Origin of the sequence: Comamonas sp. NLF-1-9 (assembly GCF_019195435.1) — a bacterium.
Lineage (GTDB): Bacteria > Pseudomonadota > Gammaproteobacteria > Burkholderiales > Burkholderiaceae_C > Comamonas_C.
Window position 1 is genome coordinate 1,490,416 of sequence record NZ_CP078069.1, and the last position, 14,031, is coordinate 1,504,446.

Consider the following 14,031-nt stretch of genomic DNA (forward strand, 5'->3'; position numbering starts at 1 on the left):
CACTCACTCACCCAGAGGTTCCAGGGGCTTGATGCTGGTGCGCTCCGGCAACTCGAAATCATCGGCTTTGGGGGCATTGAGCAGAAAGTCGACAAACCCGTCATCGCCATGCGATGCAGTGCTCTCCTGCTCTACCGCCACCATCCGTACCACGGGCTTGCCGTGGCGCGTAACGGTCTGCGGGCCTTCGCTCAGGGCCCGGTCTATCATTTCGCTGAAGTGGTTCTTGGCTTCTTGTACTTGCCATACTGAGGACATGGCCAGCTCCTGAAAAATCCGTTATTCTGGCCTGATTTTATCTGATCTGGCCAGAAACGCCCTCAGTTCAGCTCTTCCTTGCGGATGCGCGTGATCGGCGCGAGCACCGTGGGCAGCGGCTGGATCTGTGCCAGCGCGCCGTCAAGGTCGCCCTCGCGGGTGTCGTGGGTGAGGATGATCAGGTCGGTCTGCGGTATGCCCTGCGTGCCCTCGGGCGCGGTGCCCTCGCTGACTACCTCCTGCGCTTCGCGCTGCAGGATGGCGTCGATGCTGATGCCCGCGCCCGCCAGGATGCCGGTGATGCGCGCCAGCACGCCGGCCTCGTCCACCACGCGGATGCGCAGGTAGTAGCCGGTGACCACCTCGGCCATGGGCAGCACGGGCAGGTCGCCGCCGGCCGCCGCCAGCGTGCTGCTCTGAAAGGCCAGCGGCGGCACGCGGTGCGTGGGGTCGGCGCCGTCCAGGCGCGCGATGTCCACCAGGTCGGCAATCACCGCACTGGCCGTCGGCTCGCTGCCGGCGCCCTTGCCGTAGTAGAGCGTGGCACCGACCGCGTCGCCCTGCACCACCACCGCGTTCATCGCGCCATCGACGTTGGCGATCAGGCGCCGCGCCGGGATCAGGGTGGGGTGCACGCGCAGCTCCACGCCCTTGTCGGTGCGCCGGGTGATGCCCAGCAGCTTGATGCGGTAGCCCAGCTGCTCGGCGTACCTGATGTCGGCACTCGCGAGCCTGGTGATGCCTTCCACGTGGCACTTGTCGAACTGCACCGGTATGCCGAAGGCAATCGCGCTGATGAGCGTCGCCTTGTGCGCCGCGTCCACGCCCTCGATGTCGAAGGTGGGGTCGGCCTCGGCGTAGCCCAGGCGCTGGGCGTCCTTGAGGGCGGCGGCGAAGTCCATGCCCTTGTCGCGCATCTCGCTGAGGATGAAATTCGTCGTGCCGTTGATGATGCCCGCCACCCACTGGATGCGGTTGGCCGTCAGCCCCTCGCGCAGCGCCTTGATGATGGGAATGCCCCCGGCGACTGCCGCCTCGAAGGCGATGATCACGCCCTTGGCCGCGGCCGCGCGGAAGATCTCGGTGCCGTGCACCGCCAGCAGCGCCTTGTTCGCCGTGACCACGTGCTTGCCCTGGCCAATGGCCTCCATCACCAGCTGCCGGGCTATGCCGTAGCCGCCGATCAGCTCCACCACCACGTCGATCTCGGGGTTGGCGATGACCTCGCGCGCATCGCCCACCACGCGCACGCCGTCGCCCACGATGGAGCGCGCGCGCGCGGTGTCCAGGTCGGCCACCATGGTGATCTCTATCGCCCGCCCGGCACGCCGGCCGATCTCTTCCTGGTTGCGCGAGAGCACCTGGAAGGTGCCGCTGCCTACGGTGCCTATGCCGAGCAGGCCGACTTGGATGGGTTTCATGGTTTTACTAGTCAAATAGGGCTCAAACGCTTGCCAGTCAAGCGCGAGCAGCTTCTTTTTCAGGATTGATGACAAGCACGGATGCCGGCTTGGCGCGGCGCGCGCGATACTGCTCCAGGAACTTGGCCAGACGCCCGATCGCCTCGCGCAGGTCGCTCTTGTGCGGCAGGAAGACGATGCGAAAGTGCTGGTGATCGGGGTAGTTGAAACCCGTGCCCTGCACCAGCATCACGCGCGTGGCGCGCAGCACTTCCATGAAGAACTGGCGGTCGTCCTCGATCGGGTACATCTCGGGATCGAGGCGCGGGAACATGTACAGCGCCGCCTGGGGCTTGACGCAGGTGACGCCCGGGATCGCGGTGATCAGCTCATAGGCCAGGTCGCGCTGCACGCGCAGGCGCCCGCCTTCCCTGATCAGATCGTTGATGCTCTGGTAGCCGCCCAGGGCGGTCTGGATCGCCCACTGGCCCGGCACGTTGGAGCCGAGCTTGAGGTTGGCCAGCATGTTCAAGCCCTCGATGTAGTCGCCGGCCAGCGACTTGTCGCCCGAGACCACCATCCAGCCGGCGCGAAAGCCGCAGGAGCGGTAGGCCTTGGAGAGCGAGTTGAAAGTGAGCGTGAGCACGTCCGTCGAAAGGCTGGCCATGGCCGTGTGGCGCGCGCCCTCGTACAGCACCTTGTCGTAGACCTCGTCGACCAGCAGCACCAGTTCGTGCTCGCGCGCCAGCTGCACGATGCCCTTGAGCAGTTCGTCGGAATACAGCGCGCCCGTGGGGTTGTTCGGGTTGATCACCACGATGCCGCGCGTCTTCGGCCCGATCTTGGCGCGCATGTCGGCCAGGTCCGGCATCCAGCCGCGCGCCTCGTCGCAGACGTAATGCACCGGCACGCCACCGGCCAGGCTGGTCGCGGCCGTCCACAGCGGATAGTCGGGCGCGGGCAGCAGCAGCTCGTCGCCGTCGTCAAGCAGCGCATTGGTCGCCATCACGATCAGCTCGCTCGCGCCATTGCCCAGGTAGATGTCGTCCAGCGTGACGCCGGCGATGCCCTGCTGCTGCGTGTAGTGCATCACCGCCTTGCGCGCGGCGAAGAGGCCCTTGCTGTCCGAGTAACCGGCGGACTCGGGCAGGTTGCGGATCATGTCCTGCACCACCTCGTCGGGCGGATCGAAGCCGAACGGCGCCATGTTGCCGATATTGAGCTTGATGATCTTCTGGCCCTCTTCCTCCATCTGCCGCGCCGCGTCCACGATGGGGCCGCGCACGTCGTAGAGCACGTTGTTCAGTTTGGCGGATTTGTGCAGCGGTTTCATGGCACCGGGCCTCTGGCGGCGAACGAAACCTATAATTTGACCACACTTGCCTGCCGCCCATGCTGCAGTGCAACCTAACATACCCCACCATGAAGTTCCAGCCCGATCGCAGCGACACCCAGACCGTCACCGGCTACGGCCCGGGCTGGATCGCGGTGGATGCCGAGCGGCTCACGCACAGCGTGATCATCGGCTTCAGCGGCGAGCGCATCGACTGGAAGTGCGAGCGCTTCGAAGACCTCTCGCCCGCCCACTTCGCCCAGCTGGCGGAGCTGGACGCCGAGGTGGTCATCTTCGGCAGCGGGGAGCGCGGGCGCTTCGTGCCGCCGCAGTGGCTCAAGCCCTTGATGGCGCGCCACGTCGGCATGGAAACCATGGACACCCACGCGGCCTGCCGCACCTACAACATCCTCGCCGGCGAAGGCCGCAAGGTGTTTGCGGCGCTGCTCGTCTGAGCGCGCGCAAACCGCCGTGGCGGGCTGCGCGGGCCTGTCGCAACTGGCTTTTTTCCCAGCGACGGGTTAAAATGGCGGTCTTGCAGCCGAGGGTTACGCACCTACCTCCCAATCACCCTCGGCATTTGTACGGCCCCACACGAGAGAGACGAACTGCCATGGCGATTGCTGTCAACAAACCCCTTCCTGAATTCGAAGCCAACGCGACCGGCGAAGTGCATGTCTCCAACGTCTCGCATCTGGGCCAGGCGCTGGTGCTGTACTTCTACCCCAAGGACAATACCCCCGGCTGCACGACGGAAGCCATGCAGTTTCGCGACAGGTACAAGGATTTCGTCAAGCTCGGCGCCGAGGTCTTCGGCGTCTCGCGCGACAACATGAAGTCGCACGACGACTTCAAGGCCAAGCTCGAGCTGCCCTTCGAGCTGATCGCCGACACCGAAGAGAAAATGTGCCACATGTTCGGCGTGGTCAAGAACAAGATCATGTACGGCAAGAAGGTCAAGGGCATCGAGCGCTCCACCTTCCTCATCAATGCCGACGGCATCGTGGTGCAGGAGTGGCGCGGCCTGAAGGTGCCGGGCCACGTCGAAGACGTGCTCAAGGCCGTCAAGGCGCTCAAGACCCCGGTCAAGAAGGTCGCCTGAGCGTGGCCTCCCTCCCATGGGGAGCGCATGCATAATGGCCCCATGGGCCTGAACCACAGCCATGTCACGAAAGCCGCCCGGTCTCCCGGGCGGCTTTTCCATTTCTGAACACCCCCATGCCCCTGCCACCACCACCCACCCAACGTGCGGCCCTGCTCTCGGCCGGCAAGCGCAAGGCCGACGCCCCGGCAAAACCGGCCGCGGCCAAGGCAGCGCCCGTTTCGCCCGCCAGGCCGGCGCAGGCAAGGCCCTCCGCACCCGCGGCGCGCCCTGCGCCGGCCCGGCCCGCGCTGGCGCCAGCGCCCGTGCCGCAGCCGGCGGCACGCGCACCTGCGCCAGCGCCCGCGCCGTCGCCCGCACCGCAACGCAAGGGCGGCGCGCGCGCGCGCAAGACGGGCGCCGCGGGCAGCGGCGCAGCCAAGCTCTTCGTGCTCGACACCAACGTGCTGCTGCACGACCCCACCAGCCTGTTTCGCTTCGAGGAGCACGACATCTTCCTGCCCATGGTGGTGCTCGAAGAGCTGGACGCGCACAAACGCGGCACCACCGAGGTCGCGCGCAACGGCCGCCAGGCCAGCCGCACGCTGGATGCGCTGGTCGCCGCCGCCACCAGCAGCGACATGGCCCGGGGCGTGCCGCTCAATGGCAGCGGGCAGCGCGCCGCCACCGGCCAGCTCTACTTCCAGACCGAGCCGCTGAGCTACGAACTGCCCGCGAGCCTGCCCCAAGGCAAGGCGGACAACCAGATCCTGGGCGTGGTGCAGGCGCTGCGCACGCGCCATGCGCCGCGCGAGGTGGTGCTGGTGTCCAAGGACATCAACATGCGCGTGAAGGCGCGCGCGCTGGGCCTGGCCGCGGAGGACTACGAGAACGACAAGGTGCTCGACGACGGCGACCTGCTGTATTCGGGCTACCTGGCGCTTGCGCCCGACTTCTGGATCAAGGCCGGCAAGAAGGTGGAGAGCTGGCAGCACGGCGCCACCACCTGCTACCGCGTGAGCGGCCCGCAGGTGGCGCAGATGCTGATCAACCAGTTCGTCTATTTCGAGGCGCCGGGCGAACCCAGCCTGTATGCGCGCGTCACCGAGATCCGCGACAAGAGCGCGGTGCTGCAGACGCTCAAGGACTACGGCTCGGCCAAGAACGCGGTCTGGGGCGTGAACACGCGCAACCGCGAGCAGAACTTCGCGATGAACCTCTTGATGGACCCCGAGGTGGACTTCGTCACGCTCACCGGCCAGGCAGGCACCGGCAAGACGCTGCTGGCGCTGGCCGCGGGCCTCACGCAGGTGCTCGACGAGCGCCGCTACAGCGAGATCATCATGACCCGCGCGACGGTGAGCGTGGGCGAGGACATCGGCTTTCTGCCCGGCACCGAGGAAGAGAAGATGGGTCCATGGATGGGCGCGCTGGACGACAACCTCGAATTCCTCGCCAAGGGCGACGGCGGCAGCGGCGCCGGCGAATGGGGGCGCGCCGCGACCAACGAGCTGATCCGCAGCCGCATCAAGATCAAGAGCATGAACTTCATGCGCGGGCGCACCTTCATGAACAAGTACGTGATCATCGACGAGGCGCAGAACCTCACGCCCAAACAGATGAAGACGCTGGTCACGCGCGCCGGGCCCGGCACCAAGATCATCTGCATGGGCAACCTCGGACAGATCGACACGCCCTACCTCACCGAAGGCTCCTCGGGCCTGACCTTTGCGGTGGACCGCTTCAAGGGCTGGGCGCACAGCGGCCACATCCTGCTGGCGCGTGGCGAACGCTCGCGCCTGGCGGACTTCGCGAGCGAGGTGCTGTAGCCCCTGGAATCTTCAAAAAGATAGCTGTTTGCGCAGGCCGGGCGGGCGTTTGGTCGATATTTGTTCAAAAATACCGTCGCTGTTCGCCGTGCCGCGCACCGGCCGCAGCGCATGACGCGGGGGCGCAGCGAGGCGAAGGCCGGAAAAAGCGCGCAGCGCCTCAGGAGCCTGTTTCGACGTCAAAGCGCACGCCCTGCGCCAGGGGCAGCGCGCCGCCGTAGTTGATGGTGTTGGTGGCGCGGCGCATGTAGCCCTTCCAGGCGTCCGAGCCCGATTCGCGCCCGCCTCCGGTTTCCTTCTCGCCACCAAAGGCCCCGCCGATCTCCGCGCCCGAGGTGCCGATGTTCACGTTGGCAATGCCGCAGTCGCTGCCGGCCGCCGACAGGAAGCGCTCGGCTTCGGCCAGGTCCTGCGTGAAGATGGCCGAGGACAGACCCTGGGGCACGTCGTTCTGCAGCGCGACCGCTTCGTCCAGATCGCCCCCGTAGCGCAGCACGTAGAGGATGGGAGCGAAGGTTTCCTCGCGCACCACGGCCGTCTGCGCCGGCATCTGCACCAGCGCCGGGCGCACGTACCAGGCGTCCTCGCCCAGCGCCTGGCATACGCGCTCACCGCCCACCATGCTGAGGGCGCCCTCGGCGCGCGCCTGCGCGAGCGCCGCCTGCATGGCATCGAAGGCACCGCGGTCTATCAAGGGCCCCACCAGGGTCGATGGCTGCAGCGGGTCGCCCACCGCGATGCTCTGGTACACGCGCTCGAGGCGCGCCAGCAGCGCGTCGTGCACCGAAGCATGCACGATCAGCCGGCGCAGCGTGGTGCAGCGCTGGCCCGCCGTGCCCACGGCCGCGAACACGATGGCGCGCACCGCCAGCTCCAGGTCGGCCGAGGCCGTCACCACCATGGCGTTGTTGCCGCCCAGCTCCAGAATGCTGCGGCCAAAACGCTCGGCGACCTTCACCGCCACCTGCCGTCCCATGCGCGTGGAACCCGTGGCACTGAGCACCGCCACCTGCGGGCTGGCAGCCAGCGCTTCTCCCGCCTCGCGTGCACCCGGCACCACCTGGCTCAGCCCTTCGGGCACGCAGCCGGGCCGCTCGGCATTGAGCTGCGCGGCCGCCTGCTGCAGCAGATGCTGGCAGACCAGCGCCGTGAGCGGGGTCTTCTCCGACGGCTTCCAGACAATGGCGTTGCCGCAGACCAGGGCAAGCGCCGCATTCCAGGACCAGACCGCCACCGGGAAATTGAAGGCCGAGATGATGCCGACCACGCCGGCCGGGTGCCAGGTTTCCATCATGCGGTGGCCGGGGCGCTCGCTGGCGATCGTCAGGCCATGGAGCTGGCGCGACAGCCCGACGGCGAAGTCGCAGATGTCGATCATCTCCTGCACCTCGCCCTGCCCTTCGCCGAGGATCTTGCCGGCCTCCAGCGAGACCAGCTCGCCCAGCTGCGCCTTGTGCTCGCGCAACAGGGCGGCCAGACGCCGCACCAGCTCGCCGCGCACGGGCGCGGGCACCGCGCGCCAGCGCTTGCCCGCGCGCACGGCGGCATCGATCGCGGCCTGCACCTGCGCCGGTGTCTGCGCGCTCAGCCTGGCCAGCAGCGCGCCGTCGCGCGGAGCGCGCACTGCAAGGTCGGCCGCACCGCCCGCCGCGGGGACCGTCCAGCCGAGCAGCCGCGCCAGTCGCGCGAGCCGCACCTGCGAATTTTCAGTAACCATTGCCCTGCTCCAGCGCCAGGTTCTCGAAGCGCGTCTGGTCCTTCTGGAAGAACAGCTTGACGGTGCCCGTCGGGCCATTGCGCTGCTTGCCGATGATGATCTCCGAGACGTTGGGCTCCTTGCTCTCCTTGTTGTAGTAGTCGTCGCGGTAGATGAACATGATGATGTCGGCGTCCTGCTCGATCGCGCCCGATTCGCGCAGGTCGCTCATCAAGGGGCGCTTGTCGTTGCGCTGCTCCACCGAACGGTTGAGCTGCGACAGCGCGATCACGGGGCACTGCAGTTCCTTGGCCAGCATCTTCAGGCCGCGCGAGATCTCGCCGAGCTCGGTCGCACGGTTCTCGCCCTGGCCGCCGCCCGAACCGCTCATGAGCTGCAGGTAGTCCACCACGATCAGCCCGAGCTTGCCGCACTGGCGCGCCAGGCGCCGGGCACTGGCGCGCAGCTCCGAGGGCGTCAGGCCCGGCGTCTCGTCGATATGCAGCGAGACCGAACGCAGCCGCTCTATCGCCTCGGTCAGGCGCGGCCATTCCTGGTCGGTGAGCTTGCCGGTGCGCAAGTGCCCCTGGTCGATGCGGCCTATCGAGCCGACGATGCGCACCGCCAGCTGGGCCGCGCCCATTTCCATCGAGAAGATCGCCACCGGCAGCTGCTCGTTGAGCGCCACGTGCTCGGCGATGTTCACCGCCAGCGAGGTCTTGCCCATGGACGGGCGCGCGGCCAGCACCACCAGGTCGCCCGCCTGCAGACCGCTGGTCATGCGGTCCAGGTCGGTGAAGCCGGTGGGCACGCCGGTCACGTCCATGGGGTTGTCGGCCATCTCCTGCACGCGGTCGAGCAGGCTCACGACCAGCGACTCCATGGGCTGGAAGCCCTGCTTCATGCGCGAGCCCTCTTCGCCGATGGCGAAGATCTTCTGCTCGGCCTCGTCCAGGATGCGGTCCACCGGCCTGCCTTGCGGGTTGAAGGCGTTGGTGGCGATCTCGTCGCTGGCCGAGACGAGCTTTCTCAGAATGGCGCGCTCGCGCACGATCTCGGCGTAGCGGCGGATGTTGCTGGCGCTGGGCACGTACTGCGCCAGGCTGTTCAGGTAGGCCAGGCCGCCGGTTTCCTCGGCCTTGCCCACGCTTTGCAGGCGCTCGTGCACCGTGATCACGTCGGCCGGCTTGTTGGCGCCGATCAGCGCGCCGATGGCGGCATAGACCTGCTGGTGCTCGCTGCGGTAGAAGTCGCCCTCGCCCAGCAGATCGCTCACCCGGTCCCAGGCCAGGTTGTCGAGCAGCAGACCGCCGAGCACGCTGGACTCGGCTTCGATCGAGTGCGGGGGCACGCGCAGCTGCGTCAGCTCGCGGTCGGGGAAATGGGCTGGAACATAGGTCTCCAGCGGTGCGGAAATCACGGCAGACATCAATCGGGCAATCCAGAAAATCGCGGGCAAGCGGGCATCCTAACCAGCCGCCGACCGCACGTCATCGCACAAGCTGTGGACAAGTGGTGTACAAGCGCTGGTCAAGGTGTGCACACGAGCGGCGATGGCGCCGCACTTTGCCCGACGCCGCTCAGGCGCTAGCATCGCAGTTGTCCGCCCCAGACCGCCAACGCCATGCCCTACGAGCGCCGCCACTACGTCCGTGTACGGTTCGACAGCCCCGGCCAGCTGCGCTGGGCCGGGCAGGCGGTCGCGGTGCGCGTGCTCGACCTGTCGCTCAAGGGAGCATTGCTGCAGACGGCGCTGGACAGAACGGCGCTGCAGCCCGGTCTGCGCTGCGAACTGACCGTTCCGCTCGCCCCGCAGGAGTACATCCGCATGGCCGTAGAGGTGACGCACCTGCAGGAGGAACATATCGGCGTGGCCTGCCTGAGCGTGGACATCGACAGCGTGACCCACCTGCGCCGGCTGATCGAGCTGCAACTGGGCGACCCTGCGCTGCTCGAGCGCGATCTGGCCGAGCTCAGCGGCCTGCACTGAGGGCGCTGGCGCCGCAGCCGCACGCGCATAGAAAAGCCGCCCCGGCAGGGGCGGCTTCGGCTTGGCTTTGCAGAGCAGCTTCAGGCGGTTTCGCCGTACACCGCCACCGCCAGCTCCACCGACACGTCGGTGTGCAGCACCACGGTCACGCTGCTATCGCCGACCATCTTGATCGGGCCGTCGGGCATGCGGATCTGTGCCTTGTGCACCTTCACGCCCTGGCGGTGCAGCTCGTCGGCGATGTCGTAGCTGGTGACCGAGCCGAACAGACGGCCGTCGACGCCGGCCTTCTGCGTGAGCTTGAGGGTCAGCTGCTCGAGCTGCGCCGCCTCGGCCTGGGCCTGGGCGAGCTTGTCGGCCGCAGCCTTTTCCAGTTCGGCGCGGCGCGCTTCGAATTCGGCCTTGGCGGCCGCGGTCGCGCGGTGGGCGCGGCCCGTGGGGATCAGGTAGTTGCGCGCGTAGCCGTCCTTGACCTTGACGATGTCGCCCAGCGCACCGAGGTTGACCACCTTGTCGAGCAAAATCACTTGCATGGCTGTGGCTCCTCAGATCTTGTGCTGATCGGTGAACGGCAGCAGCGCCAGAAAGCGCGCGCGCTTGATGGCGGTATTGAGCTGACGCTGGTAGATGGCGCGCGTGCCGGTCAGGCGTGCCGGAATGATCTTGCCGTTCTCGGCGATGAAGTCGCGCAGCGTGTCGATGTCCTTGTAGTCGATCTCCTCGACGCCGGCCACGGTGAAGCGGCAGAAACGCTTGCGCTTGAACAGCAGCGACTGGCTGTTGCGCTTGCCGCCCTTGCCGCCCTTGTTGAATTTCCTGAACATGTTCGGAACCTTTTTGAAAAACTAATGGGGTTGAAACGCCTGGATGTGAAACACCACGCCCCTGCCATTGCGCGCCTGGGCCAGGAAGCCCTGGAAATCCCAGAGGCTCTCCAGCGCCTGTCTGGCAAGCCGTTCGGCCAGCGTGCCGAAGGCCACGGCCTTGAGCGTCACCGCCACCTGCCGCTGTCCACCGGCTTCCTCCTGGGTGGACGCATGCGCCAGGCTCACGTCCAGTGCGGGCAGGCCCACCGGCGTATGGCGCAGCGGCTGCAGTTGCGCAACGCTTGCCGTCAGCTGCAGGCGGTTGAGGGTGGCGGCACTTGCGGGCGATGGCACGGCCGTGCGCTCAGCGCTCTGCTGCCTCGGCCTGGCTGGCCTTGCGGGCTTCCTCGCGCTCGACGGTCTTCATCATCAGCGAGGGCGTGGTTTCGGCCTTGGTCTTCTGCACCGTGAGGTGGCGCAGCACCGCGTCGTTGAACTTGAAGGCGTGCTCCAGTTCGGCCATCACGGCCTGGTCGGCCTCGATGTTCAGGCACAGGTAGTGCGCCTTGGCCAGTTTGCTGATCATGTAGGCCAGTTGGCGCCGGCCCCAGTCTTCCACGCGGTGCACCTGACCACCGCCCGCGGTGATCATGCCCTTGTAGCGCTCGAGCATCGCCGGCACCTGCTCGCTCTGGTCCGGATGGATGAGCAAGACGATTTCATAGTGACGCATGCAACCTCCTTGTGGTTGAAAGCCACCCGCTGCGTCGCGATGTGCGGTGTGGCAAGGAAACCCGCGATTATAGAAGCGAAAGCCGTCTGGGTACACTCACGCCTTCGCGCGCCCCCGGGTGGCGTTCGCGGCGCCGGCGCCTTGAAAGCCGGCGCGCCGTCCCCAGATGCATGGCGCCTGCTCTCGAACACCTTGTCCCACACGAAACACCTCGCGTTTTCCAGACATGTCCGACCATCCCAACACTCCCCTCACGCGCGACGCCGGCGCGGACGACACGCAGTCCAGCATGGCCGCCGACGCGCACGATGAAATCGCCCGCCTGAACAACGAACTGGCCGAGCTCAAGGCCAAGAGCGCCGATCTGGCCGACCAGTTCCTGCGCGCCAAGGCCGAAGCGGAGAACGCCCGCCGCCGCGCCGAGGAAGACGTGGCCAAGGCGCGCAAGTTCGGCATCGAGGGTTTTGCCGAGAACCTGCTGCCAGTGTGCGACAGCCTGGACGCCGCGCTGGCCATAGAAAACGCCAGCGCCGCTCAGCTGCGCGAAGGCAGCGAAGCCACCTTGCGCCAGCTGCTGTCGGTGCTCGAGCGCAACAAGGTAGTGGTGGTCAATCCGGCGGCGGGCGACAGGTTCGATCCGCACCAGCACCAGGCGATCAGCGTCGTGCCATCCGAGCAAGAGGCCAACACCGTCGTGAGCGTGCTGCAAAAGGGCTACCTGATCTTTGATCGCGTGCTGCGCCCGGCGCTGGTGACCGTGGCCGGCGGCTCCCAGGGGGACGGTGCACGCACTTGAATTCAGCCACGTGAACCGCACGTAGCACAGCATCAGTATTGACACATTACGGAGAAGAACATGGGAAAGATCATCGGCATCGACCTGGGCACGACCAATAGCTGCGTGGCCATCATGGAAGGCAATGCGACGCGCGTGATCGAGAACAGCGAAGGCGCGCGCACCACGCCCTCCATCGTCGCCTACCAGGACGACGGCGAGATCCTGGTCGGCGCCAGCGCCAAGCGCCAGGCCGTGACCAACCCCAAGAACACCATCTACGCGGTCAAGCGCCTGATCGGGCGCAAGTACGACGACAAGGAGGTGCAGAAAGACCTGGGTCTGGCACCCTTTGCCATCATCAAGGCCGACAACGGCGACGCCTGGGTGCAGGTGCGCGACCAGAAGCTCGCGCCGCCGCAGATCAGCGCCGAGACCCTGCGCAAGATGAAGAAGACCGCCGAGGACTACCTGGGCGAGCCGGTGACCGAGGCCGTCATCACGGTCCCCGCCTACTTCAACGACAGCCAGCGCCAGGCGACCAAGGACGCCGGGCGCATCGCCGGCCTGGAAGTCAAGCGCATCATCAACGAACCCACGGCCGCGGCGCTCGCCTTCGGCCTGGACAAGCAGGGCAAGGGCGACCGCAAGATCGTCGTCTACGACCTGGGCGGCGGCACGTTTGACGTGTCGGTGATCGAGATCGCCGACGTCGACGGCGAGAAGCAGTTCGAGGTACTGGCCACCAACGGCGACACCTTCCTGGGTGGTGAGGATTTCGACCAGCGCATCATCGACTACATCATCGGCGAGTTCAAGAAGGACCAGGGCGTGGACCTCAAGGCCGACGTGCTCGCGCTGCAGCGTCTGAAAGAAGCGGCAGAGAAGGCCAAGATCGAGCTGTCCAATTCCGCGCAGACCGACATCAACCTGCCCTACATCACGGCCGACGCCTCGGGCCCCAAGCACCTGAACATCAAGCTCACGCGCGCCAAGCTCGAAAGCCTGGTCGAGGACCTGATCGAGCGCACCATAGGCCCGTGCCGCACCGCCATCAAGGATGCGGGCATCAGCGTGAGCGACATCAACGACGTGATCCTGGTCGGCGGCATGACGCGCATGCCCAAGGTGCAGGAGCAGGTCAAGGAGTTCTTCGGCAAGGAGCCGCGCAAGGACGTGAACCCCGACGAAGCCGTGGCCGTGGGCGCGGCCGTGCAGGGCCAGGTGCTCTCGGGCGACCGCAAGGACGTGCTGCTGCTGGACGTGACGCCGCTGTCGCTGGGCATCGAGACCCTGGGTGGCGTCATGACCAAGATGATCACCAAGAACACCACCATTCCGACCAAGTTCGCCCAGACCTTCTCCACCGCCGAGGACAACCAGCCCGCGGTGACGATCAAGGTCTACCAGGGCGAGCGCGAGATCGCCACGGCCAACAAGCTGCTGGGCGAGTTCAATCTGGAAGGCATTCCGCCCGCATCGCGCGGCACGCCCCAGATCGAGGTGAGTTTCGACATCGACGCCAACGGCATCCTGCACGTGGGTGCCAAGGACAAGGGCACGGGCAAGGAAAACAAGATCACCATCAAGGCGTCTTCGGGCCTGTCCGAGGAAGAGATCCAGAAGATGGTCAAGGACGCCGAGCTCAACGCCGCCGACGACAAGAAGAAGCTCGAACTCGTGCAGGCGCGCAACCAGGGCGAAGCGGCGGTGCACAGCACGCAGAAGGCGCTCGCCGAGCACGGCGACAAGCTTGAGGCGGGCGAGAAGGAAAAGGTCGAAGCCGCGGTCAAGGAGCTGGAAGAAGCTCTCAAGGGCGAGGACAAGGCGGCGATCGAGGACAAGACCAATGCCCTGATGACCGCAAGCCAGAAGCTGGGCGAGAAGATGTATGCCGACGCTGCCGCCCAGGCCGGCGCCGCGGCGGGAGCCGCGCCCGGTGGCGAGCCGCCGGCCCAGCCGTCCGCGGCCGCGGACGACGACAACGTCGTGGACGCGGAAGTCAAGGAAGTCAAGAAGGGCTGAATCCAGCCCGGGCAGCCTCAGGGCGGCAGGCTGCGTGCCTGGCCGCCCTTTGCGCTGGTGCAAGTGAGCAGGTGAGGAGGGGGCGCCGCGTTGCAATCGCCGCGC

15 protein-coding genes are annotated in these 14,031 nt (G+C 66.8%); 6 read left to right on the forward strand and 9 right to left on the reverse strand.

All coding sequences use genetic code 11. The features are described from left to right. Nucleotides 1-3 precede the first annotated feature (3 nt). The 3 genes from KUD94_RS07225 to KUD94_RS07235 all read right to left on the reverse strand — a co-directional run bounded on the left by KUD94_RS07225 (nt 4) and on the right by KUD94_RS07235 (nt 2,991). Entirely contained in the window at nt 4-258 is a 255-nt protein-coding gene (locus KUD94_RS07225; RefSeq protein ID WP_218239115.1) for a type II toxin-antitoxin system Phd/YefM family antitoxin, read from the reverse strand. A gap of 62 nt (nt 259-320) precedes the next feature. Continuing rightward, nucleotides 321-1,679: a homoserine dehydrogenase gene (locus KUD94_RS07230; protein WP_218239116.1), complete on the reverse strand. Its 1,359-nt coding sequence runs from the start codon at nt 1,677-1,679 to the stop codon at nt 321-323. A 37-nt stretch (nt 1,680-1,716) separates the two neighbouring features. Further along, nucleotides 1,717-2,991, reverse strand: a complete 1,275-nt coding sequence (locus KUD94_RS07235; RefSeq protein ID WP_218239117.1) for a pyridoxal phosphate-dependent aminotransferase — start codon at nt 2,989-2,991, stop codon at nt 1,717-1,719. A gap of 89 nt (nt 2,992-3,080) precedes the next feature. Between KUD94_RS07235 and KUD94_RS07240 the strand changes: the two genes are divergently transcribed. From KUD94_RS07240 to KUD94_RS07250, 3 genes are all read left to right on the forward strand, one after another. Further along, complete coding sequence (locus tag KUD94_RS07240; protein ID WP_146913293.1) at nt 3,081-3,446, forward strand: Mth938-like domain-containing protein; 366 nt, start codon at nt 3,081-3,083, stop codon at nt 3,444-3,446. A 158-nt stretch (nt 3,447-3,604) separates the two neighbouring features. After that, on the forward strand, nt 3,605-4,093 hold the full coding sequence (locus KUD94_RS07245; protein WP_146913292.1) for a peroxiredoxin: 489 nt from the start codon (nt 3,605-3,607) through the stop codon (nt 4,091-4,093). 116 nt (nt 4,094-4,209) lie between these two features. Beyond that, nucleotides 4,210-5,901 (forward strand): PhoH family protein, encoded by a 1,692-nt coding sequence (locus tag KUD94_RS07250; RefSeq protein ID WP_218239118.1) that lies wholly within the window; start codon nt 4,210-4,212, stop codon nt 5,899-5,901. Between the two features lie 160 nt (nt 5,902-6,061). On the opposite strand, the gene KUD94_RS07255 is transcribed toward KUD94_RS07250, so the two are convergent. Next, nucleotides 6,062-7,618 (reverse strand): aldehyde dehydrogenase family protein, encoded by a 1,557-nt coding sequence (locus KUD94_RS07255; RefSeq protein WP_218239120.1) that lies wholly within the window; start codon nt 7,616-7,618, stop codon nt 6,062-6,064. Then, entirely contained in the window at nt 7,608-9,026 is a 1,419-nt protein-coding gene (dnaB, locus tag KUD94_RS07260; protein ID WP_218239122.1) for a replicative DNA helicase, read from the reverse strand. The genes KUD94_RS07255 and dnaB overlap by 11 nt, the downstream gene beginning before the upstream one ends. Nucleotides 9,027-9,221: 195 nt before the next feature. Between dnaB and KUD94_RS07265 the strand changes: the two genes are divergently transcribed. Further along, complete coding sequence (locus KUD94_RS07265; protein WP_146913288.1) at nt 9,222-9,587, forward strand: PilZ domain-containing protein; 366 nt, start codon at nt 9,222-9,224, stop codon at nt 9,585-9,587. Nucleotides 9,588-9,667: 80 nt separating this feature from the next. On the opposite strand, the gene rplI is transcribed toward KUD94_RS07265, so the two are convergent. Genes rplI through rpsF form a run of 4 tightly spaced genes read right to left on the reverse strand, consistent with a single transcriptional unit; the run spans nt 9,668 to nt 11,126 of the window. Further along, a complete protein-coding gene (rplI, locus tag KUD94_RS07270; RefSeq protein ID WP_218239123.1) occupies nt 9,668-10,120 on the reverse strand; it encodes a 50S ribosomal protein L9 in 453 nt (150 codons plus the stop codon). A gap of 12 nt (nt 10,121-10,132) precedes the next feature. Next, complete coding sequence (gene rpsR / locus KUD94_RS07275; RefSeq protein ID WP_146913286.1) at nt 10,133-10,411, reverse strand: 30S ribosomal protein S18; 279 nt, start codon at nt 10,409-10,411, stop codon at nt 10,133-10,135. Between the two features lie 21 nt (nt 10,412-10,432). Beyond that, entirely contained in the window at nt 10,433-10,747 is a 315-nt protein-coding gene (gene priB / locus KUD94_RS07280; RefSeq protein WP_218239124.1) for a primosomal replication protein N, read from the reverse strand. 10 nt (nt 10,748-10,757) lie between these two features. Continuing rightward, nucleotides 10,758-11,126, reverse strand: a complete 369-nt coding sequence (rpsF, locus tag KUD94_RS07285) for a 30S ribosomal protein S6 (protein ID WP_146913284.1) — start codon at nt 11,124-11,126, stop codon at nt 10,758-10,760. Nucleotides 11,127-11,415: 289 nt separating this feature from the next. On the opposite strand from rpsF, the gene grpE reads away from it, so the two are divergent. Both grpE and dnaK read left to right on the forward strand, forming a co-directional pair. Beyond that, the gene (gene grpE, locus KUD94_RS07290) at nt 11,416-11,922 is read left to right on the forward strand and encodes a nucleotide exchange factor GrpE (protein WP_370625897.1); all 507 of its coding nucleotides are present in this window, start codon (nt 11,416-11,418) and stop codon (nt 11,920-11,922) included. Between the two features lie 60 nt (nt 11,923-11,982). After that, nucleotides 11,983-13,926: a molecular chaperone DnaK gene (gene dnaK, locus KUD94_RS07295; protein ID WP_146913282.1), complete on the forward strand. Its 1,944-nt coding sequence runs from the start codon at nt 11,983-11,985 to the stop codon at nt 13,924-13,926. Nucleotides 13,927-14,031 lie beyond the last annotated feature (105 nt).

Bases quoted from the DNA above. Each gene is read 5' to 3' on its own strand.
- KUD94_RS07225 (WP_218239115.1), bottom strand. From the start codon at position 258: ATGTCCTCAGTATGGCAAGTACAAGAAGCCAAGAACCACTTCAGCGAA.
- KUD94_RS07230 (WP_218239116.1), bottom strand. From the start codon at position 1,679: ATGAAACCCATCCAAGTCGGCCTGCTCGGCATAGGCACCGTAGGCAGC.
- KUD94_RS07235 (WP_218239117.1), bottom strand. From the start codon at position 2,991: ATGAAACCGCTGCACAAATCCGCCAAACTGAACAACGTGCTCTACGAC.
- KUD94_RS07240 (WP_146913293.1), top strand. From the start codon at position 3,081: ATGAAGTTCCAGCCCGATCGCAGCGACACCCAGACCGTCACCGGCTAC.
- KUD94_RS07245 (WP_146913292.1), top strand. From the start codon at position 3,605: ATGGCGATTGCTGTCAACAAACCCCTTCCTGAATTCGAAGCCAACGCG.
- KUD94_RS07250 (WP_218239118.1), top strand. From the start codon at position 4,210: ATGCCCCTGCCACCACCACCCACCCAACGTGCGGCCCTGCTCTCGGCC.
- KUD94_RS07255 (WP_218239120.1), bottom strand. From the start codon at position 7,618: ATGGTTACTGAAAATTCGCAGGTGCGGCTCGCGCGACTGGCGCGGCTG.
- dnaB (WP_218239122.1), bottom strand. From the start codon at position 9,026: ATGTCTGCCGTGATTTCCGCACCGCTGGAGACCTATGTTCCAGCCCAT.
- KUD94_RS07265 (WP_146913288.1), top strand. From the start codon at position 9,222: ATGCCCTACGAGCGCCGCCACTACGTCCGTGTACGGTTCGACAGCCCC.
- rplI (WP_218239123.1), bottom strand. From the start codon at position 10,120: ATGCAAGTGATTTTGCTCGACAAGGTGGTCAACCTCGGTGCGCTGGGC.
- rpsR (WP_146913286.1), bottom strand. From the start codon at position 10,411: ATGTTCAGGAAATTCAACAAGGGCGGCAAGGGCGGCAAGCGCAACAGC.
- rpsF (WP_146913284.1), bottom strand. From the start codon at position 11,126: ATGCGTCACTATGAAATCGTCTTGCTCATCCATCCGGACCAGAGCGAG.
- grpE (WP_370625897.1), top strand. From the start codon at position 11,416: ATGGCCGCCGACGCGCACGATGAAATCGCCCGCCTGAACAACGAACTG.
- dnaK (WP_146913282.1), top strand. From the start codon at position 11,983: ATGGGAAAGATCATCGGCATCGACCTGGGCACGACCAATAGCTGCGTG.